General features: G+C 70.8%; 22 protein-coding genes and 2 tRNA genes. 6 read left to right on the top strand and 18 right to left on the bottom strand.

What is annotated here, in order from left to right; genetic code table 11:
- The 10 genes from rodA to ABH937_RS08095 all read right to left on the bottom strand — a co-directional run bounded on the left by rodA (window position 1) and on the right by ABH937_RS08095 (window position 12,167).
- Window positions 1–1,206 carry a rod shape-determining protein RodA gene (gene rodA / locus ABH937_RS08140; RefSeq protein ID WP_280690386.1) on the bottom strand — a complete coding sequence of 402 codons (1,206 nt, stop codon included), beginning with the start codon at window positions 1,204–1,206 and terminating at the stop codon, window positions 1–3.
- The gene (mrdA, locus tag ABH937_RS08135) at window positions 1,203–3,413 is read right to left on the bottom strand and encodes a penicillin-binding protein 2 (protein WP_280690387.1); all 2,211 of its coding nucleotides are present in this window, start codon (window positions 3,411–3,413) and stop codon (window positions 1,203–1,205) included. The genes rodA and mrdA overlap by 4 nt, the downstream gene beginning before the upstream one ends.
- A gap of 34 nt (window positions 3,414–3,447) precedes the next feature.
- Window positions 3,448–4,065: a rod shape-determining protein MreD gene (gene mreD / locus ABH937_RS08130; protein WP_280690388.1), complete on the bottom strand. Its 618-nt coding sequence runs from the start codon at window positions 4,063–4,065 to the stop codon at window positions 3,448–3,450.
- Between the two features lie 4 nt (window positions 4,066–4,069).
- On the bottom strand, window positions 4,070–5,047 hold the full coding sequence (gene mreC / locus ABH937_RS08125) for a rod shape-determining protein MreC (RefSeq protein WP_280690389.1): 978 nt from the start codon (window positions 5,045–5,047) through the stop codon (window positions 4,070–4,072).
- 47 nt (window positions 5,048–5,094) lie between these two features.
- Window positions 5,095–6,120: a rod shape-determining protein gene (locus ABH937_RS08120; RefSeq protein ID WP_280690436.1), complete on the bottom strand. Its 1,026-nt coding sequence runs from the start codon at window positions 6,118–6,120 to the stop codon at window positions 5,095–5,097.
- A 322-nt stretch (window positions 6,121–6,442) separates the two neighbouring features.
- Complete coding sequence (gene ndk / locus ABH937_RS08115) at window positions 6,443–6,856, bottom strand: nucleoside-diphosphate kinase (RefSeq protein WP_280690390.1); 414 nt, start codon at window positions 6,854–6,856, stop codon at window positions 6,443–6,445.
- A gap of 83 nt (window positions 6,857–6,939) precedes the next feature.
- Window positions 6,940–7,281 carry a DUF4233 domain-containing protein gene (locus ABH937_RS08110; RefSeq protein WP_280690391.1) on the bottom strand — a complete coding sequence of 114 codons (342 nt, stop codon included), beginning with the start codon at window positions 7,279–7,281 and terminating at the stop codon, window positions 6,940–6,942.
- Between the two features lie 2 nt (window positions 7,282–7,283).
- Window positions 7,284–8,687, bottom strand: a complete 1,404-nt coding sequence (locus ABH937_RS08105; protein WP_280690392.1) for a folylpolyglutamate synthase/dihydrofolate synthase family protein — start codon at window positions 8,685–8,687, stop codon at window positions 7,284–7,286.
- A gap of 81 nt (window positions 8,688–8,768) precedes the next feature.
- Window positions 8,769–9,275 carry a hypothetical protein gene (locus ABH937_RS08100; protein ID WP_280690393.1) on the bottom strand — a complete coding sequence of 169 codons (507 nt, stop codon included), beginning with the start codon at window positions 9,273–9,275 and terminating at the stop codon, window positions 8,769–8,771.
- Between the two features lie 252 nt (window positions 9,276–9,527).
- Window positions 9,528–12,167 carry a valine--tRNA ligase gene (locus ABH937_RS08095; protein WP_370217705.1) on the bottom strand — a complete coding sequence of 880 codons (2,640 nt, stop codon included), beginning with the start codon at window positions 12,165–12,167 and terminating at the stop codon, window positions 9,528–9,530.
- Between the two features lie 64 nt (window positions 12,168–12,231).
- On the opposite strand from ABH937_RS08095, the gene ABH937_RS08090 reads away from it, so the two are divergent.
- Window positions 12,232–13,140: a hypothetical protein gene (locus ABH937_RS08090; protein WP_370217704.1), complete on the top strand. Its 909-nt coding sequence runs from the start codon at window positions 12,232–12,234 to the stop codon at window positions 13,138–13,140.
- Window positions 13,141–13,175: 35 nt separating this feature from the next.
- Window positions 13,176–13,997, top strand: coding sequence for a hypothetical protein (locus ABH937_RS08085; RefSeq protein WP_370217703.1), 822 nt, complete (start codon window positions 13,176–13,178; stop codon window positions 13,995–13,997).
- Window positions 13,998–14,065: 68 nt separating this feature from the next.
- On the opposite strand, the gene clpX is transcribed toward ABH937_RS08085, so the two are convergent.
- From clpX to ABH937_RS08060, 5 genes are all read right to left on the bottom strand, one after another.
- On the bottom strand, window positions 14,066–15,349 hold the full coding sequence (clpX, locus tag ABH937_RS08080; RefSeq protein ID WP_266297768.1) for an ATP-dependent Clp protease ATP-binding subunit ClpX: 1,284 nt from the start codon (window positions 15,347–15,349) through the stop codon (window positions 14,066–14,068).
- Window positions 15,350–15,610: 261 nt separating this feature from the next.
- Window positions 15,611–16,270: an ATP-dependent Clp protease proteolytic subunit gene (locus ABH937_RS08075; RefSeq protein WP_280690397.1), complete on the bottom strand. Its 660-nt coding sequence runs from the start codon at window positions 16,268–16,270 to the stop codon at window positions 15,611–15,613.
- Between the two features lie 56 nt (window positions 16,271–16,326).
- Window positions 16,327–16,950 (bottom strand): ATP-dependent Clp protease proteolytic subunit, encoded by a 624-nt coding sequence (locus ABH937_RS08070; protein ID WP_370146357.1) that lies wholly within the window; start codon window positions 16,948–16,950, stop codon window positions 16,327–16,329.
- 304 nt (window positions 16,951–17,254) lie between these two features.
- A complete protein-coding gene (gene tig / locus ABH937_RS08065) occupies window positions 17,255–18,652 on the bottom strand; it encodes a trigger factor (protein WP_280690398.1) in 1,398 nt (465 codons plus the stop codon).
- A 244-nt stretch (window positions 18,653–18,896) separates the two neighbouring features.
- Window positions 18,897–18,973: transfer RNA gene (locus ABH937_RS08060), tRNA-Pro, on the bottom strand.
- Between the two features lie 143 nt (window positions 18,974–19,116).
- On the opposite strand from ABH937_RS08060, the gene ABH937_RS08055 reads away from it, so the two are divergent.
- A tRNA-Gly gene (locus tag ABH937_RS08055) sits at window positions 19,117–19,187 on the top strand.
- A gap of 88 nt (window positions 19,188–19,275) precedes the next feature.
- Entirely contained in the window at window positions 19,276–20,085 is an 810-nt protein-coding gene (locus ABH937_RS08050; RefSeq protein ID WP_370217702.1) for a DUF6348 family protein, read from the top strand.
- A gap of 39 nt (window positions 20,086–20,124) precedes the next feature.
- On the opposite strand, the gene ABH937_RS08045 is transcribed toward ABH937_RS08050, so the two are convergent.
- On the bottom strand, window positions 20,125–20,319 hold the full coding sequence (locus tag ABH937_RS08045; RefSeq protein WP_280690400.1) for a hypothetical protein: 195 nt from the start codon (window positions 20,317–20,319) through the stop codon (window positions 20,125–20,127).
- A gap of 347 nt (window positions 20,320–20,666) precedes the next feature.
- Window positions 20,667–21,899, bottom strand: coding sequence for a PP2C family protein-serine/threonine phosphatase (locus ABH937_RS08040; RefSeq protein ID WP_280690401.1), 1,233 nt, complete (start codon window positions 21,897–21,899; stop codon window positions 20,667–20,669).
- Between the two features lie 255 nt (window positions 21,900–22,154).
- On the opposite strand from ABH937_RS08040, the gene ABH937_RS08035 reads away from it, so the two are divergent.
- Window positions 22,155–23,453 (top strand): GNAT family N-acetyltransferase, encoded by a 1,299-nt coding sequence (locus tag ABH937_RS08035; RefSeq protein ID WP_370217701.1) that lies wholly within the window; start codon window positions 22,155–22,157, stop codon window positions 23,451–23,453.
- 27 nt (window positions 23,454–23,480) lie between these two features.
- Here the strand turns inward: ABH937_RS08035 and ABH937_RS08030 are convergent, their stop codons facing one another.
- The gene (locus ABH937_RS08030; RefSeq protein ID WP_280690403.1) at window positions 23,481–23,969 is read right to left on the bottom strand and encodes a ribose-5-phosphate isomerase; all 489 of its coding nucleotides are present in this window, start codon (window positions 23,967–23,969) and stop codon (window positions 23,481–23,483) included.
- A 201-nt stretch (window positions 23,970–24,170) separates the two neighbouring features.
- Between ABH937_RS08030 and ABH937_RS08025 the strand changes: the two genes are divergently transcribed.
- Window positions 24,171–25,574: an amino acid permease gene (locus ABH937_RS08025; protein WP_370146336.1), complete on the top strand. Its 1,404-nt coding sequence runs from the start codon at window positions 24,171–24,173 to the stop codon at window positions 25,572–25,574.
- Window positions 25,575–25,708: the final 134 nt, after the last annotated feature.

The raw sequence follows: 25,708 nt of genomic DNA, 5'->3' as shown, positions 1-25,708 counted from the left end.
TCAGCCCGCTATCGGCCGCTGCGTCCGGACGGCCTGGAGCAGCCCGATCGCGATCCAGCCCGCGAACATCGAGGAACCGCCGTAACTGACGAAGGGCAGCGGGATGCCGGCCACCGGCATGATGCCCAGCGTCATGCCGATGTTCTCGAAGGACTGGAAGGCGAACCAGGTGATCACCCCGCCGGCGACCACGGTGCCGAACAGGTCGGTGGCCTGGCGGGCGATCCGGCAGGCCCGCCAGAGGATGATCCCGACCAGCACGATGATGGCCAGACCGCCGACGAAGCCCAGCTCCTCCCCCGCGACCGTGAAGACGAAGTCGGTCTGCTGCTCGGGGACGAACTGCCCTATGGTCTGGGTGCCGTGGAAGAGGCCCTTGCCGGTCAGGCCGCCGGAGCCGATCGCGATCCGGGCCTGGGCGGTGTTGTAGCCCACGCCCGCGGGGTCCAGGGCCGGGTTGGCGAAGGCGGCGAAGCGGTCGATCTGGTACTTGCTGAGCACGCCCAGCTTCCAGACCGCCGTCGCCCCGAGCCCGCCGGTCGCCAGCAGGCCGAAGAGCCACCGGTTGGCCACCCCGGAGGCCAGCAGGATGCCCAGGATGGTCACCGCCATCACCATCACGGAGCCGAGGTCGGGCATCAGCAGCACCACCGCGATCGGAATGCCGCCCAGCACCAGCGCCTGCAGCACGGTGCGGCTGGTGGGCATCTCGCGCTCGCCGGTGTCCACCCGGGAGGAGAGCACCATGGCCATCCCGAGCACGATCGCCAGCTTGGCGAACTCGGCCGGCTGGATCGAGAAGCCGCCGCCGAACTGGATCCAGGAGTGCGCGCCGTTGATGGTCGAGCCCAGCGGGCTGAGGGTGGCGAGGAGCATCAGCAGCGCCAGCACGTAGAGCACCGGCACCGCGGCCTTGATCCGGTGGTGCCCTATCGCGATCGCGCCCGCGCAGAGCGCCACGCCGATCACCAGGTTGGTCAGGTGGCGGTACAGGAAGTACTGCGGGTCCCCGTGGGTCAGCGAGTCGCGACCCCGGGTGGCCGACCAGACCAGCATCGAGCTGCCCAGCGACAGGGCCAGCGCGGCCAGGATTATCACCCAGTCGAGCCGGCGCAGCGGGGCGTCCTTGGCCAGCGCCCTGGCCACCGGGCCGCGCTGCGGCGAGAACCGCAGCTGGCGGTAGGAACCGTACGAGGAGGAGGTCATGCCCGGCCCCTTCCGGTGCTCCGCAGCGCGGGCTCCAGCGCGACCAGGTCGGCGTAGACCGCGGACCGGGTCGGCGCCGACGGGTAGTCGTAGGAGTACGAGGCGGTCTTCAGGATCGCGGTGCCGTCCGGGTTGAACTTGGGCAGCGCGGTCTGCGGAGTGGGCAGGAGCGCCTTGCTCTGGTCGATGCCGCCCTTGTCGTCCACGCCGTACAGCGCCTGGTAGATCCGGCGCACCGCGTCACCGGAACCGCCAGAACCGGTACCGGCCTGACTGATCGTCATGACCACCGCGTAGTCCTTGCTGTAGGTGGTCAGCCAGGAGGTGGTCTGCTTGCCGTAGACCTCGGCGGTACCGGTCTTGGCGTGCAGCTGGATCTTGTCCTGCGGCCAGCCGGCGCCGGTGAACTTCCAGGCCGCGGTGCCCTCGGTCACCACGCCCGCGGTGGCCTGGTCGATGTACTGCAGGGTCTTCTGGTCGTCCGGCAGCTTGCCGCTGATCTGCGGCGCGATGTCCTGGACCAGCTGGCCGCTGGGGGTGATCACGGCCTTGGCGACGCTCGGCTTGTAGAGCGTGCCGCCGTTGGCCAGCGCGGAGTAGATGGTGGCCATCTGGATCGGGGTGACCAGCGTGTCGCCCTGGCCGATCGCGTAGTTGACCGAGTCACCGGCGCGCATCACGTTGCCGTCCACGCAGTTCTCGCGGGCGATCTCGGTGGCGTAGTCGGTGCCGCCGCCGGCCGCCTGCTTGCACCAGGCGTCCTTGTTGGCGTTGAAGAAGTCGGTCTTCCACTGGCGGTCGGGGACCCGGCCCGGCACCTCGGCCGGCAGGTCGATGCCGGTCTTGGCGCCGAGGCCGAACTGGTGGGCCGTCTTGTAGAACCAGTCGGCGGGGTTGGCCTTGGGCTTGATGCCGCCGTCCTTCATCCACTGGTCGTAGGACAGGCCGTAGAAGACGGTGTCGCAGGAGATCTCCAGCGCCTTCTCCAGCGAGATGTCACCGGCCGACTCGCCCTCGAAGTTCTTGAACTCGCGCCCGCCGATGGTCAGGCTCGACGGGCACGGGTAGTGGCCGTCCAGCGAGTAGCCGGCCTGGACCGCGGCGCTGGTGGAGACCACCTTGAAGGTCGAGCCGGGGGCCGACTGGCCCTGGATCGCCCGGTTCAGCAGCGGGTAGTTGGAGGCCTGGTTGGTCAGGTTGGCGTAGTCCTTCGCGGAGATGCCGCCGACCCAGAGGTTGGGGTCGTAGGTGGGGGCGCTGGCCATCGCGACGATCCGGCCGGTGTGCACGTCCATCACTATGGCCGCCCCGGAGTCGGCGACGAAGTTCTGGTTGGTCACCGTGTCGAAGGTGTTGCGGGCGTCGGTCATGGCCTGGTTCAGGTTGTCCTCGACCACCTTCTGCACCCGGGCGTCGATGCTGGTCACCACGTTGTCGCCGGGCTGGGCGGGGGTGGTGCCGGCGCTGCCGATCACCCGGCCGAGGTTGTCCACCTCCAGCCGGTCGACGCCGGTGGTGCCGCGCAGCTGGTTGTCGTAGACCGACTCCAGACCGGCCCGGCCGATCTGGTCGCTGGGCAGGTACTTGTTCTTGCCGCTCTGGTTCGCGGTCTTGGTGACCTCGTCGTCGGTGACCGGCGAGAGGTAGCCGAGCACCTGGGCCATGTTGGCGCCGCCCGGGCTCGGGTACTGGCGCACCGCGGTGGGCTGGGCGGTGATGCCGGGGAAGTCCTCGCTGCGTTCCATTATCTGCATCGCCTGCTGGGTGGTGGCCTGGTCGGTCACCGGGATCGGCTGGTAGGGCGAGCCGTTCCAGCAGGGCTGCGGGGTCTTGGCGTCGCAGAGCCTGACCTTGTCCTGGACGTCCTTGGCGTTCATCCCGAGCACCTGGGCGAGCCGGGTCAGCACGGCCTTGCCGTGGTCCTTCTGCTCCAGCAGCGAGGTGCGGCTGACCGAGACCACCAGCTTGGTCTGGTTGCCGGCCAGCACCTGCCCGTTGGCGTCCAGGATCTCGCCGCGGATGGCCGGCGAGACCACCTCGCGGATGTGGTTGTTGGACGCCTGGGCGGTGTACTGGCTGCCGTTGCGGATCTGCAGGTACCACAGGCGCCCGCCGAGCGTGCCCAGCAGCGACAGCACCAGGATCTGCAGGACGACCAGACGGATCGTCACCCGACGGGTGCGCCCGGTCTCCGGGATGTTGCTCACCTCAAGGACTCCCCTCCGGCAAGGCTTCAGACAGTCAGGACTTCATGCCGCGGAACTTGCGGGCGGGTGGCCCGGCGGACGGCTCACGGGTGGTGCGGTAGCGGGCGATGGTGCCCAGGCCGGGGCCGGTCACCTCGCCGCCCGTCGAGGACGGGTCGACCCGGCGGGCCAGCAGCATCACCGCCGGCACCACGAACGGCGCCAGCAGCAGGTCGTAGAGGAGCGCGGTCGCCGCCAGCGAGGGCAGCCCGACATGCCGGGCGGCGGTGTCGCCGACCAGCGCGCCGACCCCCGCGTACAGCAGGGTGGAGACCACCGCGGCACCCGCCACCACCAGCAGCGGGGTGAACACCGAGCGCTGGCGGCCGGTATCGGCGCCCAGCAGCCCGGCGGCGTAACCGATCAGGCAGAGCACCAGCGCGTACCGGCCGATCGCGTGGTCGGAGGGCGGTGCCAGGTCGGCCAGCAGCCCGGCGGCGAACCCGGTCAGGCAGCCGCCGGAGGGCCCGAAGACCAGTCCCAGCGCGACCACCATGAGCAGCAGCAGGTCCGGGGTGGCCCCGGGCAGCTGGAGCCGGCCCAGCACGCTGACCTGGACCACCAGGGCGAGCAGGATCAGCGGGGCGGAGAGCAGGACGCGCTTGACGACCATCGGATCAGTTCCCCGTAGGCGAGGCGGACGGCTGGGCGGGCTGCTGCGGCGCGCCCGAGGGCTGCGCCGCGACGGCCGCGGCCGCGGGCGGCTGGGCGGGCGCGGGGGTGGGGACCGGGCTCGGGCTGGGCGGCAGCACCGAGTCCCTGGGGTCGGCGCGCGGCGGCACCACGACCACCCCGATCAGGTCGAGGCTGGTGAACGAGACGAACGGCTGGACCAGCACCGTCTTGGTCAGCTCCCCCGGGGTGGCCTCCACCTGGGTGACCGTACCGACCGGCACGCCGGGCACGAACGGACGCCCGCTCTGCGAGCCGAAGGTGACCATCCGGTCGCCCGGCTTGACCTGCGCCTTGCCGTTGAGCAACTGCACCTTCAGCGGCCCCTGGCCCTGCCCGGTGGCGAAGCCGATCTCGCCGCTGCCCTCCATCCGGGTGCCGGCGGTGAAGCCGGGGTCGGTGGCGAGCAGCACGGTGGCGGTGGTCGGGGCGACCGTGGTGACCCGGCCGACCAGGCCCGCGCCGTTGATCACGGTCATGTCCCGCTGCAGGCCGTCGTCGCTGCCGGCGTCGATGGTGATGGTCCAGGAGAAGCCCTGGGCCGCGCCGATGGCGATCACCTGCGCGGCCTTGATGGTGTAACCGCCGGTGCCGGCGGTGCGCAGCAGGTCGTCCAGCTGCTTGGTGCGTCCGGTGGCGGCGTCGGAGGAGGCGAGCTTCTGACGAAGCTCGGTGTTCTCCGCACCGATCCGGTCCAGCCGCTGCTGCTCGGTGCCGGAGTCGCGGATCGCCCGGACGGTACGCGCTATCGGGTCGACGGCCCCCGCGGCGCCCCGCTCGACGGGGCCGAACAGGTCGGCCGCGGTTCTGCGGGCACCGTTCAGCGGGGAGCTCTCGCCGCCCTTGATGTCCACGGTGATCAGGGCGAAGGCGACGGCCACCAGCAGAATGAGCAGCAGTCGACTCTCTCGTGTGTCCCTCACGGCGGCGCGGCTGCCCCTTCTGAACGTGTTCGGCCTTGACGGTGGGTCTAACGACGCGGTTGGGCGTCCAGTACCTGCTGCAGTGCCTCGAACTCCTCGACGCAGCGGCCGGAGCCGAGCGCCACCGAGTCCAGCGGGTTCTCCGCGATGTGGATCGGCATGCCGGTCTCCCGGCGCAGCCGTTCGTCCAGTCCGCGCAGCAGCGCGCCGCCGCCGGTGAGCACCACGCCACGGTCCATCACATCGCCCGCGAGCTCCGGCGGGCACTGGTCCAGGGTGGTCTTGACGGCGTCGATGATCGAGTTGACCGGCTCGTCGATCGCCTCGCGGACCTCGGCGGCGGAGATCACCACGGTCTTCGGCAGGCCGCTGACCAGGTCGCGGCCGCGGATCTCGGCGTGCTCGTCCTTCTCGTTCTCCGAGCCGTAGGCCGAGCCGATGCTCATCTTGATCTGCTCGGCGCTGCGCTCGCCGAGCAGCAGCGAGTACTCCTTCTTGATGTGCTGGACGATCGCGTTGTCCAGCTCGTCGCCGGCCACCCGGATGGACTGCGCCGTGACGATGCCGCCCAGCGAGATCACCGCGACCTCGGTGGTGCCGCCGCCGATGTCGACCACCATGTTGCCGGTGGGCTCGTGGACCGGGAGCCCGGCGCCGATCGCGGCGGCCATCGGCTCCTCGATGATGTGCACCTGGCGGGCCCCGGCCAGGTGGCTGGCCTCCACCACGGCCCGGCGCTCGACGCCGGTGATGCCGCTGGGCACGCAGACCACCACCCGGGGGCGGACCAGGTAGCGGCGGCGGTGGATCTTCTGGATGAAGTAGCGCAGCATCCGCTGGGTGATCTCGAAGTCGGCGATCACGCCGTCCTTGAGCGGGCGGATGGCGATGATGTTGCCGGGCGTGCGCCCGATCATCTTCTTCGCCTCGGAGCCGACCGCGAGGATGCCGCCGGTGTTGGTGTTGACCGCCACGACTGACGGCTCGTTCAGGACGATCCCCTTGCCCCTGACGTACACCAGCGTGTTGGCAGTGCCAAGGTCGATCGCCAGATCACGGCCGATGAACGACAGATTGTTGGCCATGGAGTGTGGAACGCCTTCCCGAACTGGATGTCATGGGCAGGGAGTTGAGCCTCGCCTGAGACCCGCACTGCGGCGCGCCGAGAGCGCGGCGGGCCCATCTGGCCCGCAGGGTGCCTCCATCGTAGCCACGCCCGGCGAGCTGGTCGGCGGGGTGGGCATGGCGTCCATTCTGCGTGGCAGGACCGCTTCTGCTGGCATTGGACGCCGTGTCGGAGCACTCAGTTCCATATTTGACGATCAGATTCCCACGGTTGGCTGAGCCGGCGCGATGCCGCTCGGCCAACCGTGGCGATCCTGACGGAGCGTCCGGTCAGGCGTGGTCGGGAAAGAAGATCTTGATCTCGCGCTCGGCCGAGGACTCCGAGTCCGAGGCGTGGATCAGGTTCTCCCGGGTGATCGTGGCGTAGTCGCCGCGGATCGTGCCGGCTCCCGCCTGCAGCGGGTCGGTGGCGCCGGCGAGCGCGCGGATGCCCGGGATCACGTTCTCGCCCTCGACGATCAGTGCGATCGACGGGCCGGAGGTCATGAACTCCAGCAGCGGCTCGTAGAACGGGCGGCCGACGTGCTCGGCGTAGTGCTGCTCCAGCGTCGTCCGCTCGAAGGTGCGCAGTTCGACGGCGGCCAGCTGCCAGCCGGCCTTGCGCTCGATCCGGCTGATGATCTCGCCGACCAGGCCACGGCGGACGGCGTCGGGCTTGAGCAGGACGAGAGTGCGCTGGGTCACGATGCGGCTCCAGTGGTATGGGTGGGACGGTGAGAACGCGGTGCGGGCCACCGCAGCAGAGGTTACCTTGCGTGAACAGCAGGTCAGGCAGCCGCTGTCTGACGTTCCCGTTCCGCTCTGATGACGTCGATCTTGCGGCCGTAGTGCACCGAGCACCACCAGAGCCCGGCGAAGATCACGCCCAGCCCGTACATGGTCGGCAGCAGCAGCCCGGCGGCGAACAGGCCCAGCTGGAGCGCCCAGCCGACCGCCACCGCGCCAGGCCGGGTGATCACGCCGCAGAGCAGCACGCAGAACACCATCACCGCGCCGCTGACACCCCAGATCACCGCGGTCGAGACATCCGTCATCTTCATCGCGACACAGGCCGCGAAGAGCACCACGAAGACCTCGCCGATCAGCGTGGACGAGCAGAGCGTACGCATCGTCACTTCCTTCCGAGCAGCAGACGGGCTTCGCCCACGGTGATCACCGAGCCGGTGATCAGCACCCCGGCGCCGGCCAGGTCGCCCTCCGCCTCGGCGAGGGTGACGGCGGCCTCGATCGCGTCGTCCAGCCGGGGCTCGACCTGCACCCGGTCATCGCCGAAGATCTCGACGGCCTGGGCGGCCAGCAGGTCCGCCGACATCGCCCGATGGGTGGAGTTCTGGGTGATCACCACCTCGTCCAGGATCGGCTCGAAGGCCTCCAGCAGGCCGCTCACATCCTTGTCACCGCTGGTGGCGATCACCCCGACCAGCCTGGTGAACGCGAAGGCCTCGCCGACCGCGGCGGCGGTGACCTGGGCGCCGGCCGGGTTGTGCGCGGCGTCCAGCACGATGGTGGGGCTGCGCCGGACCACCTCCAGACGACCGGGCGAGCTGACCCCGGTGAAGGCCTGGCGCACCTTGTCGACGTCCAGCTGCCCCTCGCGGGCCGCGCCGATGCCGAAGAAGGCCTCCACCGCGGCCAGCGCCATCGAGGCGTTGTGCGCCTGGTGCTCGCCGTGCAGCGGAATGAAGATGTCCGAGTACTCGCCGCCGCCGAGCCCGCGCAGCGTGATCAGCTGCCCGCCGACCGCGATCTCCCGGCTCAGCACGCCGAACTCCAGGCCCTCGCGGGCCACCGTGGCGTCGACCTCGACGGCGCGCGCCAGGATCACCTGGGCCGCGTCGAGCGGCTGCTGGGAGACCACCGCGAGCGCGCCGGGCTTGACGATGCCGGCCTTCTCGGTGGCGATCTCGCCGGTGGTGCTGCCCAGCTTGTCGGTGTGGTCGAGCGAGATCGGGGTGATCACGGCCACCGCCGCGTCGATCACGTTGGTGGCGTCCCAGCTGCCGCCCATGCCGACCTCGACCACCGCGACGTCCACCGGAGCGTCCGCGAAAGCCGCGTACGCCATGCCGGTGAGCACCTCGAAGAAGGAGAGCGGGATCGGCTGCGCCGCGTCGACCATCCGCACGTACGGCTCGATGTCCTGGTAGGTCTCGACGAACTTGTCGACGCTGATCGGCTGCCCGTCCAGGCTGATCCGCTCGGTCACCGACTCCACGTGCGGGCTGGTGTACCGGCCGGTGCGCAGTTCGAAGGAGTTCAGCAACTGCTCGACCATCCGGGCCGTGGACGTCTTGCCGTTGGTGCCGGTGATGTGGATCGAGGGGTAGGCGCGCTGCGGCTCGCCCAGGATGTCCATCAGCGCGGTGATCCGGTCGAGCGAGGGCTCCAGCTTGTTCTCCGGCCAGCGCTCGGCCAGCTCGGCCTCGACCGCGGCGAGGCCGTCCAGCCGCTCGACGTCGTCGTCCGCACTACTGGGACGGGTGGTGTACGGGTTCGACCCGGCGCTGCTGCTCACCCGCCCAGTCTACGAGCGCTGCCGCCCGCTTCCCGCCGCAGGGGCCGCGAGCGGGGTGCGGCGCGAAGCGGGCGGCAGCGCTCAGGCTCCGACCGGTACCGGACTCTGCCGCAGCCGCAGTTCGGCGAGCACCTCGTCGACCTCGTCCTCGGCGAGCAGCGGCAGCATCATCGCCACGGCCTGGAGCAGCCCGCCGAGCAGGAAGGTGGTGTCCGGGGTGGCTGCCACCAGCTGCCGCACGGCGGCCACCCGACCGCCGCGGACCGCGTCGATCAGCTGGGCGGCGTCCGCCGACTCCTCGTCGACCAGCACCCCGATCTCGTCCTGCGGCGCCCGGCGGGCCAGCGCTCGCAGCACCTTGTCACCGACCTCGGGGGCGTAGGCCTTGCGCACCGCCTCCGCCGCGATCCAGGCGAGCAGGGTGACCACCTCGCGCTCCGCCTGATCCGCCAACAGCCGGTCCAGGGCCGCGTCGAAGGCGACCTGATTGCCGTGCCGGAACGCCAACAACAGCGTCGCGGCTCGCCCCTTCGCCTCCTCGACCCGCTGCGCAGGAAGTTCGCCGGCCAACTTGTGAGCTGCCACCATGCCCTGCCTTCCCTTTCCCGAGTGCCCGTACCCGGAACTGCGGAACACGCTATACGGCACGCCTTCGCAGGTCACCGGACCTGGCCGCAAGAACTGGCGAAAGAACGAAAAAACCCGGTCATGGATTAAAGCAATCGGTAATTCCTCGCCCGGATTCCGAAGCGAAAAGCCACTGGCCGCACCCCGGATCGGGGTGCGGCCAGTGGCGTTTCGAGCCGTCGGCGGCGCCTGGGCTCAGTGGTGCCGAGCTGGTCAGCCCTGCGGCAGTGCCGCCAACTGCGCGGTGATCCTGGCGATGTCGGCCCCGGCCGCCTCCTGGCGGGCCCGGATCTTCACCACCACGTCGTCCGGCGCCTTGGCCAGGAAGCCCTCGTTGCCGAGCTTGGCGGCGGTCTGCGCCTTCTCCTTCTCGGCCGCGGCGAGGTCCTTGGTCAGACGCTTGCGCTCGGCGGCCACGTCGATGGTGCCGGACAGGTCCAGCGCCACCGTGGCGCCCGCCACCGGCAGGGAGGCGGTGGGCGTGAAGCCCTCCTCCGGCAGGGTCAGGCGCAGCAGCGAGCGGATCGCGTCCTCGTGCACGGCCAGCACGGTGCCGGTCAGCTCCAGCGAGGCCGGGACCTTCTGACTATCCCTCAGGCCCTGGTCGTTGCGGAACCGGCGGACCTCGGTGACCACCTGCCGCAGGGTGGCGATCTCCGCCTCGGCCGCGGCATCGCGGAAGCCGCTGTCCTCGGGCCACTCGGCGATCACCACCGACTCGCCGCCGGTCAGCGTGGTCCACAGCGCCTCGGTGACGAACGGGACGATCGGGTGCAGCAACCGCAGCGTCACTTCCAGCACCTCGCCGAGCACCCGGCGCGCGGCGTTGGCCTGCGGGCCGCCCTTGGCCAGGGTGGTCTTGGAGAGCTCGACGTACCAGTCGAAGACCTCGTCCCAGGCGAAGTGGAAGAGCGCGTCGGAGACCTTGGCGAACTGGTAGTCGTCGTAGAGCGCGTCCGCCTGGGCGACGGTCTCGTTGAGCCGGGACAGGATCCAGCGGTCGGCCGCGGTCATCGCCTCGGGCGCCGGCAGCGGGCCCTCGACGGTGGCGCCGTTCATCAGCGCGAACCGGGTGGCGTTCCAGATCTTGTTGCAGAAGTTGCGCGAGCCCTTGACCCACTCCTCGCCGATCGGCACGTCGGCGCCGGGGTTGGCGCCGCTGGCCAGGGTGAAGCGGACGGCGTCGGCACCGTAGGCGTCCATCCAGTCCAGCGGGTCCACCGCGTTCGGGTTGGACTTGGACATCTTCTTGCCGAACTGGTCGCGGACCAGGCCGGTCAGCGCCACGGTGTGGAACGGCGCCTGGCCGTCCATCGCGTAGAGGCTGAACATCATCATCCGGGCGACCCAGAAGAAGATGATGTCGTGGCCGGTGAGCAGCACGTCGGTGGCGTAGAACTTCTCCAGGTCCGCGGTCCGCTCGGGCCAGCCCAGGGTGGAGAAGGGCCACAGGCCGCTGGAGAACCAGGTGTCCAGCACGTCGTTGTCCTGGGTCCAGCCCTCGCCGGTCGGCGGCTGCTCGTCCGGTCCGACGCAGACCACCTCGCCGTCGGGGCCGTACCAGACCGGGATCCGGTGGCCCCACCAGAGCTGCCGCGAGATGCACCAGTCGTGCATGTTGTCGACCCAGGCGAAGTAGCGGCCTTCCATCTCCTTGGGGTGGATCTGGGTGCGGCCGTCGCGCACGGCGTCACCGGCCGCCTTGGCCAGCGGCTCGACCTTGACCCACCACTGCAGCGACAGGCGCGGCTCGACGATGGTGTGGCAGCGCGAGCAGTGGCCCACCGCGTGCATGTACGGGCGCTTCTCCGCGACGATCCGCCCCTGCTCGCGCAGTTCGCCGACCACGGCCGAGCGGGCCTCCAGCCGGTCCAGGCCGAGGAAGGGGCCGTGCACGGTGATCGCGCCGTGCTCGTCCATCACGGTCAGGCTGGGCAGGTCGTGCCGCTGGCCGATGGCGAAGTCGTTGGGGTCGTGCGCCGGGGTCACCTTGACGGCGCCGGTGCCGAACTCCGGGTCCACGTGCTCGTCGGCGACCACCGGGATCCGGCGGTCGGTGAGCGGCAGCGCGATGGTGCGGCCGATCAGGTGCCGGTAGCGCTCGTCGTCCGGGTGCACCGCGACGGCGGTGTCGCCCAGCATCGTCTCGGCGCGGGTGGTGGCCACCACGATCGAGTCGTCCCCGTCGCCGTAGCGGATCGAGACCAGCTCACCCGGGCTGTCCTCGTGCTCCACCTCGATGTCGGAGAGCGCGGTCAGGCAGCGCGGGCACCAGTTGATGATGCGCTCGGCGCGGTAGATCAGGCCGTCGTCGAAGAGCTTCTTGAAGATGGTCTGGACGGCGCGGGAGAGGCCCTCGTCCATGGTGAAGCGCTCGCGCGACCAGTCCACGCCGTCGCCCAGGCGCCGCATCTGACCCAGGATCTGGCCGCCGTAGTTCTCCTTCCACTCCCAGACCTTCTCGACGAAGGCCTCCCGGCCCAGGTCGTGGCGGGACTGGCCGGAGGCGGCCAGCTGCTGCTCGACCCGGTTCTGGGTGGCGATGCCGGCGTGGTCCATGCCGGGCAGCCAGAGCGCCTCGTAACCCTGCATCCGCTTACGGCGGGTCAGGGCGTCCATCAGGGTGTGCTGGAAGGCGTGGCCCAGGTGCAGGGCGCCGGTCACGTTCGGGGGCGGGATCACGATGGTGTACGGCGGCTTGTCGCTCTTGGCGTCCGCCGTGAAGTAACCGCGCGCTACCCAGCGCTCGTACAGCTCGCCCTCTACCTCGCCGGGAGTGTAGGTGGTCGGGAGGGCTGCTGCATTGTCCGCGGACGCGTGGTCGGCGGGGCGCTGGTTCGTCTTGTCGGTCACGACGCACAGTTTACGGAACCAGAGGTCGTGCCTTGCGCGTGCGCGGCGTACGGTAGCGTGCCCGATGCTCGGACGGGTGGCCGACCGGGCCCGGCCGGGCCGGAGGAGCACGGGCGAGGGCCGCACGGACGCGGCGGGGGAGCGCAGGGGAATGTACGGCCAGGGTCAGCCGCAGTATCCGCCGCCGCAGGGCCAACCACCGTACGGCCAGCCGCCGCAGTACGGCTATCCGCAGCAGCCGCCGCAGTACGGACAGCAGCCCTATCCCCCTCAGCCGCAGGCCGGTTGGGGCCAACCCCCGATGCAGCCGATGCAGCCGCAGCCGGTCTGGGGCCAGCCCGGGCCCGCACCGCGCAAGGGCAAGGGCTGCCTCGTGGTCGGCCTGCTGGTCGGCGTGCTGGTGCTGGGCGGTGGCGGCTTCGCGGTCTTCAAGCTGACCGGCGGCGCGGCCGCCAAGGCCGGCAGCTACAAGCTCACCACCCCGCAGATGCTGGCCCTGGGGGCCGACAACGGCTGGGCCCTGAAGGATTCCAAGACCGCCCCGGTGGACCCGGCCAAGGCCACCGACACCGGCACCGACATCACCTCGCTGCAGGCCGACTACACCAACGACGCCGACCGGAACAACGCGATCGCCTTCGCCGGCTACTACGGCAAGCTCAAGAATCCCGCCAAGGCGCTGTCCGACTACGCGACTCAGGTCACCGCCGGCGGCGCCACCTGGACCACCCCGCTGACCAGCTACTCCGGCGGCAGCAACAAGGACGGCGCCACGCTCAAGTGCGGGGTCCTCGACTTCAAGGTGGCCGGCGCGCCGGACCCCGGCGGGCAGACCGTCTGCGTCTGGTCCAGCAGTTCGACCTTCGGCAGCGCCAGCTACTTCAAGGCCGGTTCCCAGACCCTGAGCATCACCCCGGCCCAGGCCGCCAAGACGACCGAGCAGCTCCACGACGCCATGGTGGTCGCGAACTAGTGGTCGCGAACTGACCGTTCCGGAAAGGAACGCCGATGTCCGAGCAGAACCCGTACGGTCCGCCCACCCCGCCGCAGGACGGCGGCTACGGGCAGGCACCCGGTTTCGGCCCCGTCCCACCGCAGGCACCGGGCTACGGTCCGGTTCCGCCGCAGGCCCCCGGCTACGGGCCGATCCCGCCGCAGGCACCCGGATACCAGCAGCCGGGACAGCCCGGTCAGCCCTGGCCGGGCGCCTACTACCCGGTCACGCCGGCCAAGCGCTCGCGCCGCGGCCTGTGGGTCACCCTCGGTGTGGTCGGCGGTGCGATCGTGGTGGCCGCCACGGTGCTGGTCTTCACGGTCGCGGACAAGGTCACGACGGCCACCGCCAACCTCGGCACCCAGAAGGTCGTGCTGCCGCAGACCTTCCAGGGCCTGAACAGCGACCCGACCAACAGCGTGGCCCAGTCACTGCGGGACACCATGGACGGGGCCTCGACCTATGGGCTGACCAGCACCGTCGGTACGGTCTACCACAGCCCCCTCTCGGACCGGGCCCTCGTGGCCTACGGCGGCTACGGCAGCATCGTGTCACCGAGCACCGAGGAGACCTCGTTCTGGAACGGCTTCGAGAAGGGGGCCCGGACGAACGGTGCCACCTTCAGTGCCCGCCAGCACCCCTCCCCCGGCCCCCAGGGCGGGCTGCTGAGCTGCGAGGACGTGACCGGGAAGGAGACCGACGCGGTCTGCCTGTGGGTGGACAACAGCTCGCTGGTCGTCGTGCTGCAGAGCACCACCAGCGGCAAGGCCCCCAGCCTGGACAAGGCCGCCCAGGACGCCCGCGACCTGCGCAGCACCGCCGAGGTCCCGAAGTAGCCACGCCCGACGACGAAGAGGCCCGCGACCGGTTCCGGTCGCGGGCCTCTTCGTCGGCTGACGGTGGGTCAGGCGCTCTTGTCGCGCCGCTCGCGCTTGATCATGTCGCGCGGGACCAGGGTCGGGATCGCGTGCTTGGAGACCACGTCTCCGGTGACCACCACGCGGGCGACGTCCTGACGCGAGGGGACCTCGTACATCACGGACATCAGCACCTCCTCCATGATGGCTCGCAGGCCACGCGCGCCGGTGCCGCGCAGGATCGCCTGGTCGGCGATCGCCTCCAGCGCGTCCCGACTGAACTCCAGCTCCACGCCGTCCAGTTCGAAGAGCTTGCGGTACTGCTTGACCAGCGCGTTCTTCGGCTCGGTGAGGATCTGCAGCAGCGCCTCGCGGTCCAGGTTGTGCACGCTGGTGATCACCGGGAGGCGGCCGATGAACTCGGGGATCATGCCGAACTTGACCAGGTCCTCCGGCATCACCTGGCGGAAGTGGTCGCTGGCGTCGCTCTCCCGCTTGGAGCGGATGTTGGCGCCGAAGCCGATGCCCTTGCCGCCGGCCCGGCCCTCGATGATCCGCTCCAGACCCGCGAAGGCGCCGCCCACGATGAACAGCACGTTCGTGGTGTCGATCTGGATGAACTCCTGGTGGGGGTGCTTGCGGCCGCCCTGCGGCGGGACCGAGGCGGTGGTGCCCTCGAGGATCTTCAGCAGCGCCTGCTGGACGCCCTCGCCGGAGACATCACGGGTGATCGAGGGGTTCTCGCTCTTGCGGGCCACCTTGTCGATCTCGTCGATGTAGATGATCCCGGTCTCGGCCTTCTTGACGTCGTAGTCGGCCGCCTGGATCAGCTTCAGCAGGATGTTCTCGACGTCCTCACCGACGTAACCGGCCTCGGTCAGCGCGGTGGCGTCGGCGATCGCGAACGGCACGTTGAGCATCCGGGCCAGGGTCTGCGCGAGCAGCGTCTTGCCGGAGCCGGTCGGGCCGAGAAGCAGGATGTTGGACTTGGCCAGCTCGATCGCGTCGTCCCGGCCACCGCCGCGGCCGGCCTCGCCGGCCTGCACCCGCTTGTAGTGGTTGTAGACCGCGACCGAGAGCGCCTTCTTGGCGAGGTCCTGGCCGACCACGTACTGGTCCAGGAACTCGTAGATCTCGCGCGGCTTCGGGAGCTCCTCGAAACGCACCTCGGAGGACTCGGCGAGTTCCTCCTCGATGATCTCGTTGCAGAGATCGATGCACTCGTCGCAGATGTACACGCCGGGTCCGGCGATGAGCTTCTTCACCTGCTTCTGCGACTTGCCGCAGAACGAGCACTTGAGCAGGTCGCCACCGTCTCCGATGCGTGCCACGAGGTGCTTCCCCTTCGCCAGGGGCCCCGCGGGGGTTCCGGGGCCTGGTGCTGTGGACCGGGGCCGCCAGCGCGGCGGTCAGGTCTCGGTATCCGACGGTACTCTGCCAACTCGCAGAATCCGCCGACTTCGACAGGTCTGCCCTACGCCCTGGGCGAATTGATACCGAACAGACGCCATCGGGCGGGACTGGTCCTGGTGGGCCTGAGCCCTGCGGGCGGGGTGCGTTCGCGACACCCCGCCCCATCCATGATGCGCGAATCAGTCGGTGAGCGAAGCCTTGCGGGTCGAGATGATCTGGTCGATCAAGCCGTACTCGAGAGCCTCTTCAGCGGTCAGGATCTTGTCGCGCTCGATGTCGTCGCGGACCTGCTCGACCGGCTTCTTGGAGTGCTTGGAGAGCATCTCCTCCAGCTGCTCGCGCATCCGGAAGATCTCCTTGGCCTGGATCTCCAGGTCGGAGACCTGGCCGCGGCCGGTCTCGGTGTACGGCTGGTGGATCAGGATCCGGGCGTTCGGCAGCGCCATCCGCTTGCCGGGGGTGCCGGCCGCCAGCAGGACGGCGGCGGCCGAGGCGGCCTGGCCCATGCAGACGGTCTGGATGTCCGGCTTGACGTACTGCATGGTGTCGTAGATCGCGGTGAGCGCCGTGAAGGAGCCACCGGGCGAGTTGATGTACATCTGGATCTCGCGGTCCGGGTCCATCGACTCCAGGCAGAGCAGCTGGGCCATGATGTCGTTCGCCGACACGTCGTCCACCTGGGAGCCCAGGAAGATGATCCGCTCCTCGAAGAGCTTGGCGTACGGGTCGTACTCGCGGATGCCCTGCGAGGTGCGCTCGACGAAGCGCGGGACGATGTAGCGCCCTTCTGCCCTGGGGGCAGTGAACTCGGCGCGGGCGGAAAGGGGGTTGAGGTTCATCGCTGGTCTGTCCTCCGGCTACGTTCCGACGTGTCTGGGGTGCTGGGCCCGGGCGCTCAGGCGCCGGCGCCGGTGCCGCCGCCGCCGGGGACGTCCGCGGCGCTGTGCATGATGTCGTCGATCAGGCCGTACTCCTTGGCCTGCTCCGCGGTGAACCAGCGGTCGCGGTCGGAGTCCTTGGTGATCTGCTCGAAGGTCTGACCGCTGTGCTGCGCGATGAGCTCGGACATCCGCTTCTTGGTGCGCAGCAGCTGCTCGGCCTGGATCCGGATGTCGGTGGCCGAACCGCCGAGGCCCGCGGAGGGCTGGTGCATCAGGATGTTGGCGTTCGGCAGCGAGAACCGCTTGCCCGGGGTACCGGCGGTGAGCAGGAACTGGCCCATCGAGGCGGCCATGCCCATGGCGATGGTGACCACGTCGTTCTTGATGTACCGCATGGTGTCGTAGATCGCCATGCCGGCCGTGATCGAGCCGCCGGGGGAGTTGATGTAGAGGTAGATGTCCTTGTCCGGCTCGGCGGCGAGGAGGAGCAGCTGGGCGGTGATCTTGTTGGCGATCTCGTCGTCCACCTGCTGGCCGAGGAAGATGATGCGCTCGTTGAGCAGCCGGTTGTAGACCTGGTCGCCGAGGCCACCGAGCACGTCACCACCGGCGGCCTGCGGCGTCATCAGGCCAGGCATCTGCATCTGCGGGAACGTCACTTAGCCACCTGCTCAGTCGATTCGGACGGTCCGTCTGGTTCGACCGTCGCTACGTCACATACGAGGATCGGGGCGGGCGTCCCGGGCACGCGCCCGCATCGGGCCACCCCGCCCGCGCTGTTCAAAGCTTGCTTCCGTCGACCCTAACGCGCAGGCCGGGCCCGACCATCCCCCACGCTGAACTGTTCGCTGTGAGCGCAGGGTGACGCCGCTGGTCGGGAGATGCGGACAGGCCCGGACGCGAGTGCGCGTCCGGGCCTGCTCGAGCGGTACCGCTGGAGGCTCAGGCCTCCTCGGTGGCCTCGGCCTCGACGGCGGGGGTCTCCTCGACGGAGGCCTTGACGGTCTCGGCCGTCTCGTCCTCCTCGTCGAAGTTGATCTCCTCGCCGTTGGTGTCCTTCACCAGCGCGGCCTCGACGACCAGGGCCAGCGCCTTGCCGCGGGCGACCTCGCCGACCAGCAGCGGAACCTGGTTGCCCTGGACGACCTGCTGGGCGAACTGGTCCGGGGTCAGGCCCGAGCCGGCGGCGCGGCGGATCAGGTGCTCGGTGAGCTCCTCCTGGTTGACGCCCACCTCCTCCTTGGCCACGATCTCGTCCAGCACGAACTGGGTCTTGATGCCCTTCTTGGCCTGCTCCTCGGTCTCCGCGTCGAACTCCTCGCGGGTCTTGCCCTGGGTGGCGAGGTAGCTCTCCAGGGTCTGACCGATCGGCTCGAGCTGGTGGTGCTCCAGGTTGTGCCGGCGGGTCTCGATCTCGTCCTTGAGGAGCTTCTCCGGGAAGTCGATCTCGACCTTCTCCAGCAGCGCGTCCAGGACGCGCTCCTGGGCCTGGGTGGCCTGGTCGAACTCCTTCATCCGGCCCAGGCGGCCGCGCGAGTCCTCGCGCAGCGCCTCCAGGGTGTCGAACTCGCTGGCCAGCTGGGCGAACTCGTCGTCCAGCTCGGGCAGCTCCTTCTCCTGGACGGCGGTGACGGTGACGGTCACCTCGGAGCTCTGGCCGGCCTGGGTGCCGCCCTTGAGCTCGGTGGTGAAGGTCTTCGCCTCGCCGGCGGACAGGCCGACGACGGCCTCGTCGATGCCGTCCAGCAGGCGGCCGGAGCCGATCTCGTAGCTCACGCCGGTGGCGGTGCCGTCCTCGGGGACCTCACCGTCGACCTTGGCCTCCAGGTCGACGACCACGATGTCGCCCTCGGCGGCGGCGCGCTCGACGTCCTTGACGGAGGCGAAGCGCTCGCGCAGCTGCTCCAGCGACTTCTCGATGTCCTCGTCGGTGACCTCGATCGGGTCGACCTCGACGGAGATCTCGGAGAACTCCGGCAGGGTGATCTCCGGGCGGACGTCCACCTCGGCGGTGAAGGTCAGGCCGCTGGCGGCGAGGTCCTCCACACCCTTGATGTCGGTGATGTCGGGCTGGCCGAGGACCTCGATCTTGCCCTCGTCGACCGCCTGCGTGTAGAAGCGCGGCAGGGCGTCGTTCACGGCCTCCTCGAGGACCGCGGCACGGCCGAAGCGCTGGTCGATGACCCGGGCCGGAATCTTGCCCTTGCGGAAACCGGGAACCGTGACCTGCTGGTTGATCTTCTTGTACGCCGCGTCGAGGCTGGGCTTGAGCTCCTCGAAGGGCACCTCGACGGTGAGTCGAACCCGGGTCGGGTTCAGAGTCTCGACGGCGCTCTTCACGGTTTGGTCTCCTATGGGGCTTGCGGTCGGCTGGTCTGCCTGCGCACCGAGTCCCTCGCGGGCCTTGGGCCGGGCAGACGGGTGATGAGCCACCTGGTGCGGCATCTCCCGTGTGGGGTGGACGGCGAGCGGCCCGGTCCCCGACTGCCGGGGAATGGGCGGTGGCTCTTCCGCCAGCGGCCCATCCTACCGGGTACCACAAAGCCACCTCGCCGATGGCCGTGGCCACTGGCTGTGATGGTGATGGTCGGGGTGACCGGATTCGAACCGACGGCCTTCCGCTCCCAAAGCGGACGCGCTACCAAACTGCGCCACACCCCGCACTTTGCGAGAGGAAGCGTACACGCCGGGCCCGTCCGGCTCGCCGATATTCAGGAGTTGGCAGGCGCGTGCGCGCCGGTCGCCCGACCAGGTACGCTGATCCCCGTCCAGTCCGGCCGAATCAGCCGGGCGCGGACGCCTGTGCGGGCGTAGCTCAATGGTAGAGCCCTAGTCTTCCAAACTAGTCACGCGAGTTCGATTCTCGTCGCCCGCTCTGTCCCCAAAGGCCCCGGCTTTTCCGAGCCGGGGCCTTTGGCATGCCCGGGTGTGGCATGCCCGGGTACGACACAGGAGGAGGGCGGGTGGACCCCGAGCAGCGGCTGGCGGTCATCCAACGCGGTGTGGTGCGCGAAATGGCGCGTTATGGACGGGAGTTCACCGTCGACGGGGCCGTGGTGCGGGGCCCGGGCAGCACCGCGGTGGCCGTGCGCGACCATCCCGGGCCGGACGGTGGCCATGTCGACCTCGGCTTCGTGCTGACCCTGGGCAGCGCCGAGGCACCGGTGCTCTGGGACTGCACCGCGGGCCTGGGCACCACCGAGGAGGAGAAGCTCGACAGCGCGGTGCGGATGTGGGCCGGCACCACGGCGGCCGCGGTGGTGGAGTTCCTGGAACGCGAGGGCCGGCACGGCGACCACCTGCGGCTGCCAGCGCTGCCCGGCTGGCAGGCGGTGCAGGGCCCGGCCACCGTCTTCGGCTTCCAGAGCGCCCGGCTCTCCACCTGGTTGGGCGGGCGCGAGCTGATGGCCGAACTGGCCCCCGCGCTGGCACCGGAGTTGACGGACCCTCGGCTGAACGGCGTGAAGCTCTTCCTCGGCGGCCGGGCGGGCGACGAGGTGGCCGAGGTCCGGGTGAACGGCACGGTGGCGCAGGCCGCCTCCCAGGCGCTGGGCAGCCTGGACTGGCCGCGCGGCGAACGGTTCTGCTGGGCGCGGCTGTTCGTGCTGCTGGCGGCGGACCGGCCCGGACTGGCGGCGGTGCGCGCGGCGGAGACCGAACCGCCGTTGCCGCTGGCATACCCACCGGCGCACGACCCGGCCGCCGCCGGCACGATGGCACGGCGGCGCGAGGCGATCGGACGCTGGTGGCGGACCAGACGCGCCGGGCAGTGAGCCCGGCCGGATCCGCGCCGGACCTACCGGCCGATGTTCCTACTGGCCGATGTTGGACAGCGTCTTGGCCATCGTGCTCAGGAAGTCCTGGATCGGCTTCGCCGCGGTCGACTGGTTCAGCATGAAGCCGAAGAGTGCGGCCAGGATGGCGTGCGGGATCTTGATCTGCTTGTTGCGGATGAAGATGATGAGAATGATGCCGAACAGGACCAGCGCGGAGACGGAGAGTGCCACCCGGACTCACTTCCTCATTGTCGTGGCGGTACGGACCACGGCCTGTCCGACGGTCCAAAGGCGCAACCCGCCGCCACCCCCGTGCCCCCCGAGATCCGGCCAGTCCCGCCCCGACTCAGTGTGGTCGACCGTGCCGACTGCGTAAAGGACTTGCCGCTGACCCGTGCCGAACATCCTGCGATGTGAGACGAGTTTCCGCCGGACGAGACGATAGCCCACGGAAGTTGACGGAACGTCGGCAGGGGCGCCCAGCTGGGCCGTTCGTCTACCGATCGACCGCCGGACAGGGCAACCGGATTTGGCCGAAGATCACCGTTGATCGTTGACAGCGACGATCAAGGCCTGTTCTAGGTTCGCCAGAGCAGCAGCACGGCCCGGTCGTCGTTGATGTCCTTGGCCACCGTCTCGATCAGCCGCACCGCCGCGCCCGCGCTGTCGCTGCCGAGTTGGGCGCCGGCCACCAGGCGGTCGGCCTCGCCCATCAGCCGGTCCATGCCCTCGGAGAGGTCCCGCCCGGGCGCCTCGACCATGCCGTCGGTGCAGAGCAGCAGCACGTCCCCGGGGCCCAGCCGGCCGCGCACCCCCTCGAACTTGGCGCCGTCGTACAGGCCGAGCAGCGGGCCCTCGGTGGACTCCTTGACCTCCCAGCGCCCCGCGCCCGCCAGCCGCTGCATGCCGGGCAGATGGCCGGCCGAGAGCAGCTCGTACTCCCCGGTGTCCAGGTCCAGGGCGAGCTGCACCGCGCTGGCGAAGCCCTCCTCCCAGTCCTGGCGCAGCAGGTAGCCGTTGGCGGCGGGGAGGAACTCGTGCGGCGAGAGCGAGCCGAGCAGCCCGCCGAAGGCACCGGAGAGCAGCAGCGCCCGCGAGCCGGCGTCCATCCCCTTGCCCGAGACGTCGGCCAGCACGACTTCCAGCATCCGGCGCCCGGGCCCGGTGCGGGCCGCGACCACGAAGTCGCCGGAGAAGGACTGCCCGCCCGCCGGACGCAGCGCCATGTCGGCGTGCCAGCCGTCCGGCAGCTTCGGCAGCCGGCTCTGCACCTTCAGCCGCTCGCGCAGGTCGAAGAGCATCGAGCCGCCGCCGCGCCAGGGCACCCCGACCCGGCTGCGGAACTGGGCCAGCAACAGTCCGGCCACCCCGACCGCGCCGACCACCAGGGCGGCCCCCGGGGTGACGCCGAAGACGTACTCCTCGGGCCGGCTGCTGGCCGCCCGCTCGCCGGTGTGGATCACCGACTCGGTGGACAGGCCCAGCGCGGCGGTCGCGTAGAGCAGCACCAGCGAGACCGGGCGCAGCAGCAGCGAGCCCACCAGGATCGGCAGCACCAGGGCGGTCGGCGGGACCCAGGCGGGGATCGCGACGTTGAGCGCGACCAGTAGCGGGACCAGCAGGAGCAGCACCGCGAAGGCGAGCCAGTCGGCGGCGTCGCCGCGGAAGTAGTCCACCCCGGTCCGGCGCAGGGTCCGCCGGGCCCGGTAGAGGCGCTTGCGCAACCGGGCCGTGAGGGGATCCGCGGCCGCTTTCGCCGTGGTCCCCGTCGCACTCGTCTGGGGCGGTGTGCCCGGCGTGCTGCCAGCCATGGGGCCCGACCTTATCCAGCGGGGACGTCCCGCGTCGACGGGCGTTCACCGGCAGTCCGCGCGGACGCTCGATTTCGGCCGGGCGGCGCGGGCCGCGCGGGGGTCACCGGGGGCTCACCGGGGGCTCGCCTCAGCCGCGCCGGGAAGCGGCGAGGGGCGCGTCATCGCAGCGTGCGCCGGTGTCCGAGCCCTCCGCCGCGCGGGTCGGCCCGCGACCGGCTCGCCCGCGAGCGGCCCGAGTGATAGCTGTGGCATATGACACAGCCTGCCGGCCCCCAGGGCGCGTCCGACGACGCGCCCCAGGAGGCACTCAGCCTGCGGCCGCTCGCGGCGGCCGACTGGGACGCCTGGTACGACGCGCTGGAGGTGGCCTTCGGCGAGGTGGAGTCGCCCGAGCGCCGGGCGCTGTGGCGCGCCCTGACCGAGGTGGACCGCGCGCTCGGGGTCTGGGAGGACGCGGTGCCGGTCGGCTCGGCCGCCGCCCACTCGTTCCGGATGGCGGTGCCGGGCGGCGCGGTGCTGCCCACCGCCGCGGTGACCATGGTCGGCGTGGCGCCCACCCACCGCCGGCGCGGGGTGCTCACCGCGCTGATGCGCCATCAGCTGGACGAGATCCACGAGCGCGGCGAGTCGCTTGCGGTGCTGGAGGCCTCCGAGCCGGCCATCTACGGCCGGTACGGCTACGGACTGGGCAGCTGGAAGCTCGCGGTGCGGATCGCCCGGCCCCGGGTGCGGCTGGACCGGCCGGCCCGGCTGCTGGCGGACCAGGAGCGGATCCGGCTGCGGCTGGTCGACCCGGCGCGGGCCGCGGCGGCCTGCGAGCGGCTGTACGCCCGCCAGGTGCCGCTGCGCCCGGGGATGCTGGCTCGCCGGCCCGGCTGGGACCGGCTGGCGCTGCTCGACCCGCCCGCCGAGCGGCAGGGGCAGACCGGACTGCAGTGCGTGCTGGCCGAGGACCGTCGGGACGGCGAACTGCTCGGCTACGCGCGCTACTCGACCAAGGTGGAGTGGCTGCAGGGCGGCGCGGCGGGCGAGGTGCGGGTGCGCGAGGTGACGGCCGCCGAGCCCGGGGCGCACGCGGCGCTCTGGGCGTACCTGCTGGACCTGGACCTGACCGACACGGTGGTGGCGGAGAACCTGCCGGCGGACGATCCGCTGCTGCACCTGGTCTCGGACCCGCGCCGGCTCTGCCCGCAGCTCGCCGACTCGCTCTTCGTGCGGCTGGTGGAGGTGGGCGACGCGCTGCGCTCACGGCGCTACGCGGCGCCGGTGGACGTGGTGCTGGAGGTGACGGACGAGTTCTGCCCGTGGAACACCGGGCGCTGGCACCTGCACAGCGCGGGTCCGGCCACCGCCGCGGCCTGCGAGCCCTCCGACGCGCCGGCCGATCTGGCGCTCTCGGTGCGGGAGCTGGGCTCGGCCTATCTCGGCGGCGCCACGCTGGCCGCGCTGGCCCGGGCCGGGCTGGTCGGCGAGCTGCGCCCCGGCGCGCTGGCGGCGGCCTCGCACGCCTTCGCCTGGGATGTGGCGCCCTGGCTGCCGCACGAGTTCTGAAGGCCCGTGCGGCGGCCGGGGTGTGGGTCAGCCCTGCTGCGGGTGGTGGGCCGGGATCGGCGGGAGCTCGCCGGTGATCTCGTAGGCCGTCAGCATCTCGATCCGGCGGGTGTGCCGCTCCTCGTTGCTGTACGGGGTGTTGAGGAAGATCTCGACGAACTTGGTCGCCTCCTCCTGGGTGTGCATCCGCCCGCCGACGCTGATCACGTTGGCGTTGTTGTGCTCGCGGCCCAGCGCGGCGGTCTGCTCGCTCCAGGCCAGCACGGCGCGCACGCCCTTGACCTTGTTGGCGGCGATCTGCTCGCCGTTGCCCGAGCCGCCGATCACGACGCCCAGCGCCTCGGGGTCGGCCGCGGTGCGCTCGGCGGCGCGCAGGCAGAACGGCGGGTAGTCGTCCACCGCGTCGTAGACGTGCGGGCCGCAGTCGATCGGCTCGTGGCCGGCCTCCTTGAGCCACTCGACGAGGTGGTTCTTCAGTTCGAATCCGGCATGGTCGGAACCCAGATACACGCGCATGGGGAGAAGTGTGGCACGCGGGTCGGCGCTCATCGTCGAAGGGCGGGCACCACGTCACATCGGCGGCACCGCACACGGACCATTACGTTCGGTCATGGCCCGTTCCGGATGGTGAGCCCAGCGGCCGGCTGCTTGGCGCCCGGTCGCCACCCCCGGATAGTGAGACGGATCGTCCGCTCACCGAACGTCTGGATCACCCCGATGACCACCACCGCCCCGTCGGCGCCCAGCGCCGACCCCGAGGCGACGGCCACCGCCGGCCCGCAGCTCACTCATGGTCTGAAGCAGCGTCACCTCTCGATGATCGCGCTCGGCGGAGTCATCGGGGCCGGCCTCTTCGTCGGCTCCGGCGCGGGCATCGCCGCCGCCGGCCCCGGGGTGATCCTCGCCTTCACGCTCTCCGGCCTGCTGGTCATGCTGATCATGCGGATGCTCGGCGAGATGTCCGCCGCGCACCCCGCCTCCGGCTCCTTCTCGGTGCACGCCGAGCGGGAGATCGGCCCGTGGGCCGGGGTCACCGCGGGCTGGATGTACTGGGTGATGCTCTGCTGCGGAGTGGCCGCCGAGGCCACCGCGGCCGGCTCGATCATGAACTCCTGGCTCCCCGGGGTGCCCGGCTGGGCCTGGGTCGGCGTCTTCATGGCCTTCTTCTGCGCCAGCAACCTGACCGCGGTGAAGAACTTCGGCGAGTTCGAGTTCTGGTTCGCCGCCATCAAGATCACCGCGATCGTGGCCTTCCTGGTGCTGGGCGTGCTGGGCGTCACCGGCGTGCTGGGCAGCGCGCCCGGTACGGCCAACCTGACCGGGCACGGCGGCTTCCTGCCGCACGGCACCAGCGGCCTGATCACCGGCCTGCTCGCCTCGGTCTTCGCCTACGGCGGGCTGGAGACGGTCACCATCGCCGCCGCCGAGTCCGACGACCCGCGCCGCAACGTGGCCAACGCGGTGCGCACGGCGGTCTGGCGGATCGCCGTCTTCTACATCGGCTCGATGGCCCTGGTGGTCACCCTGGTGCCCTGGAACGATCCCGATGTGGTCAAGCTCGGCCCGTATGTGACGGTGCTTCAGTTCCTGCACGTGCCCGGCGCCGCCCAGGTGATGCGGGCCGTGGTGCTGATCGCGCTGCTGAGCGCGATGAACGCGAACATCTACGGCTCCTCCCGGATGGCCTTCTCGCTGGTCTCCCGGGGCCAGGGACCGCGCGCGCTGGCGAAGGTGAGCGGCGGCGTGCCGCGCCTGGCGGTGCTGGCCTCCTGCGGCTTCGGCTTCGCCGCCGTGCTGGCCGGCTACTGGTGGCCGGACACCGTGTTCAGCTGGCTGATGAACACCACGGGCGTGGCGATCCTGGTGGTCTGGCTCTTCATCGCGGTGGCCCAGCTGCGGATGCGCCGCCGGCTGGAGCGGGAGGCGCCCGAGCTGCTGACCGTGCGGATGTGGGCCTTCCCGTACCTGACCTGGGTCGCGCTCGCGGCCGTGGTCGGCGTGCTGGCCCTGATGACCACCACGCCCGGCGACCGCGACCAGCTCTACGCGGCCGGTGTGCTGGTCGCCGCGCTGAGCGCCGCCGGCTACTGGCGCCAGCGGCGGGTGGCGGCGCGCGGCTGAGCGGGGCGGGCGGGGCGGGCGGTAGGCCGGTCGGTCGGTAAGCGGCGCGCAGCCAGGTTGCCCGGTACGTCCCGGGGTGCGCGTGAAAGGATGCGCCCCGGGGCAGGACCTGCCCCGACACCTGCACAGCACCG

This window comes from Kitasatospora sp. GAS1066B, assembly GCF_041262605.1.
In the GTDB taxonomy this organism is placed as follows: domain Bacteria; phylum Actinomycetota; class Actinomycetes; order Streptomycetales; family Streptomycetaceae; genus Kitasatospora.
The sequence above is the reverse complement of the archived record's forward strand: the minus strand, read 5'-3'. Positions and strand labels throughout refer to the sequence as shown.

Excerpts from the sequence above, each read along its gene's own strand:
- rodA (WP_280690386.1), bottom strand. The coding sequence starts at position 1,206 with ATGACCTCCTCCTCGTACGGTTCCTACCGCCAGCTGCGGTTCTCGCCG.
- mreD (WP_280690388.1), bottom strand. The coding sequence starts at position 4,065 with ATGGTCGTCAAGCGCGTCCTGCTCTCCGCCCCGCTGATCCTGCTCGCC.
- ABH937_RS08110 (WP_280690391.1), bottom strand. The coding sequence starts at position 7,281 with ATGCGTACGCTCTGCTCGTCCACGCTGATCGGCGAGGTCTTCGTGGTG.
- ABH937_RS08100 (WP_280690393.1), bottom strand. The coding sequence starts at position 9,275 with ATGGTGGCAGCTCACAAGTTGGCCGGCGAACTTCCTGCGCAGCGGGTC.
- ABH937_RS08090 (WP_370217704.1), top strand. The coding sequence starts at position 12,232 with ATGCTCGGACGGGTGGCCGACCGGGCCCGGCCGGGCCGGAGGAGCACG.
- ABH937_RS08085 (WP_370217703.1), top strand. The coding sequence starts at position 13,176 with ATGTCCGAGCAGAACCCGTACGGTCCGCCCACCCCGCCGCAGGACGGC.
- ABH937_RS08075 (WP_280690397.1), bottom strand. The coding sequence starts at position 16,270 with ATGAACCTCAACCCCCTTTCCGCCCGCGCCGAGTTCACTGCCCCCAGG.
- ABH937_RS08070 (WP_370146357.1), bottom strand. The coding sequence starts at position 16,950 with ATGCCTGGCCTGATGACGCCGCAGGCCGCCGGTGGTGACGTGCTCGGT.
- ABH937_RS08040 (WP_280690401.1), bottom strand. The coding sequence starts at position 21,899 with ATGGCTGGCAGCACGCCGGGCACACCGCCCCAGACGAGTGCGACGGGG.
- ABH937_RS08035 (WP_370217701.1), top strand. The coding sequence starts at position 22,155 with ATGACACAGCCTGCCGGCCCCCAGGGCGCGTCCGACGACGCGCCCCAG.
- ABH937_RS08030 (WP_280690403.1), bottom strand. The coding sequence starts at position 23,969 with ATGCGCGTGTATCTGGGTTCCGACCATGCCGGATTCGAACTGAAGAAC.
- ABH937_RS08025 (WP_370146336.1), top strand. The coding sequence starts at position 24,171 with ATGACCACCACCGCCCCGTCGGCGCCCAGCGCCGACCCCGAGGCGACG.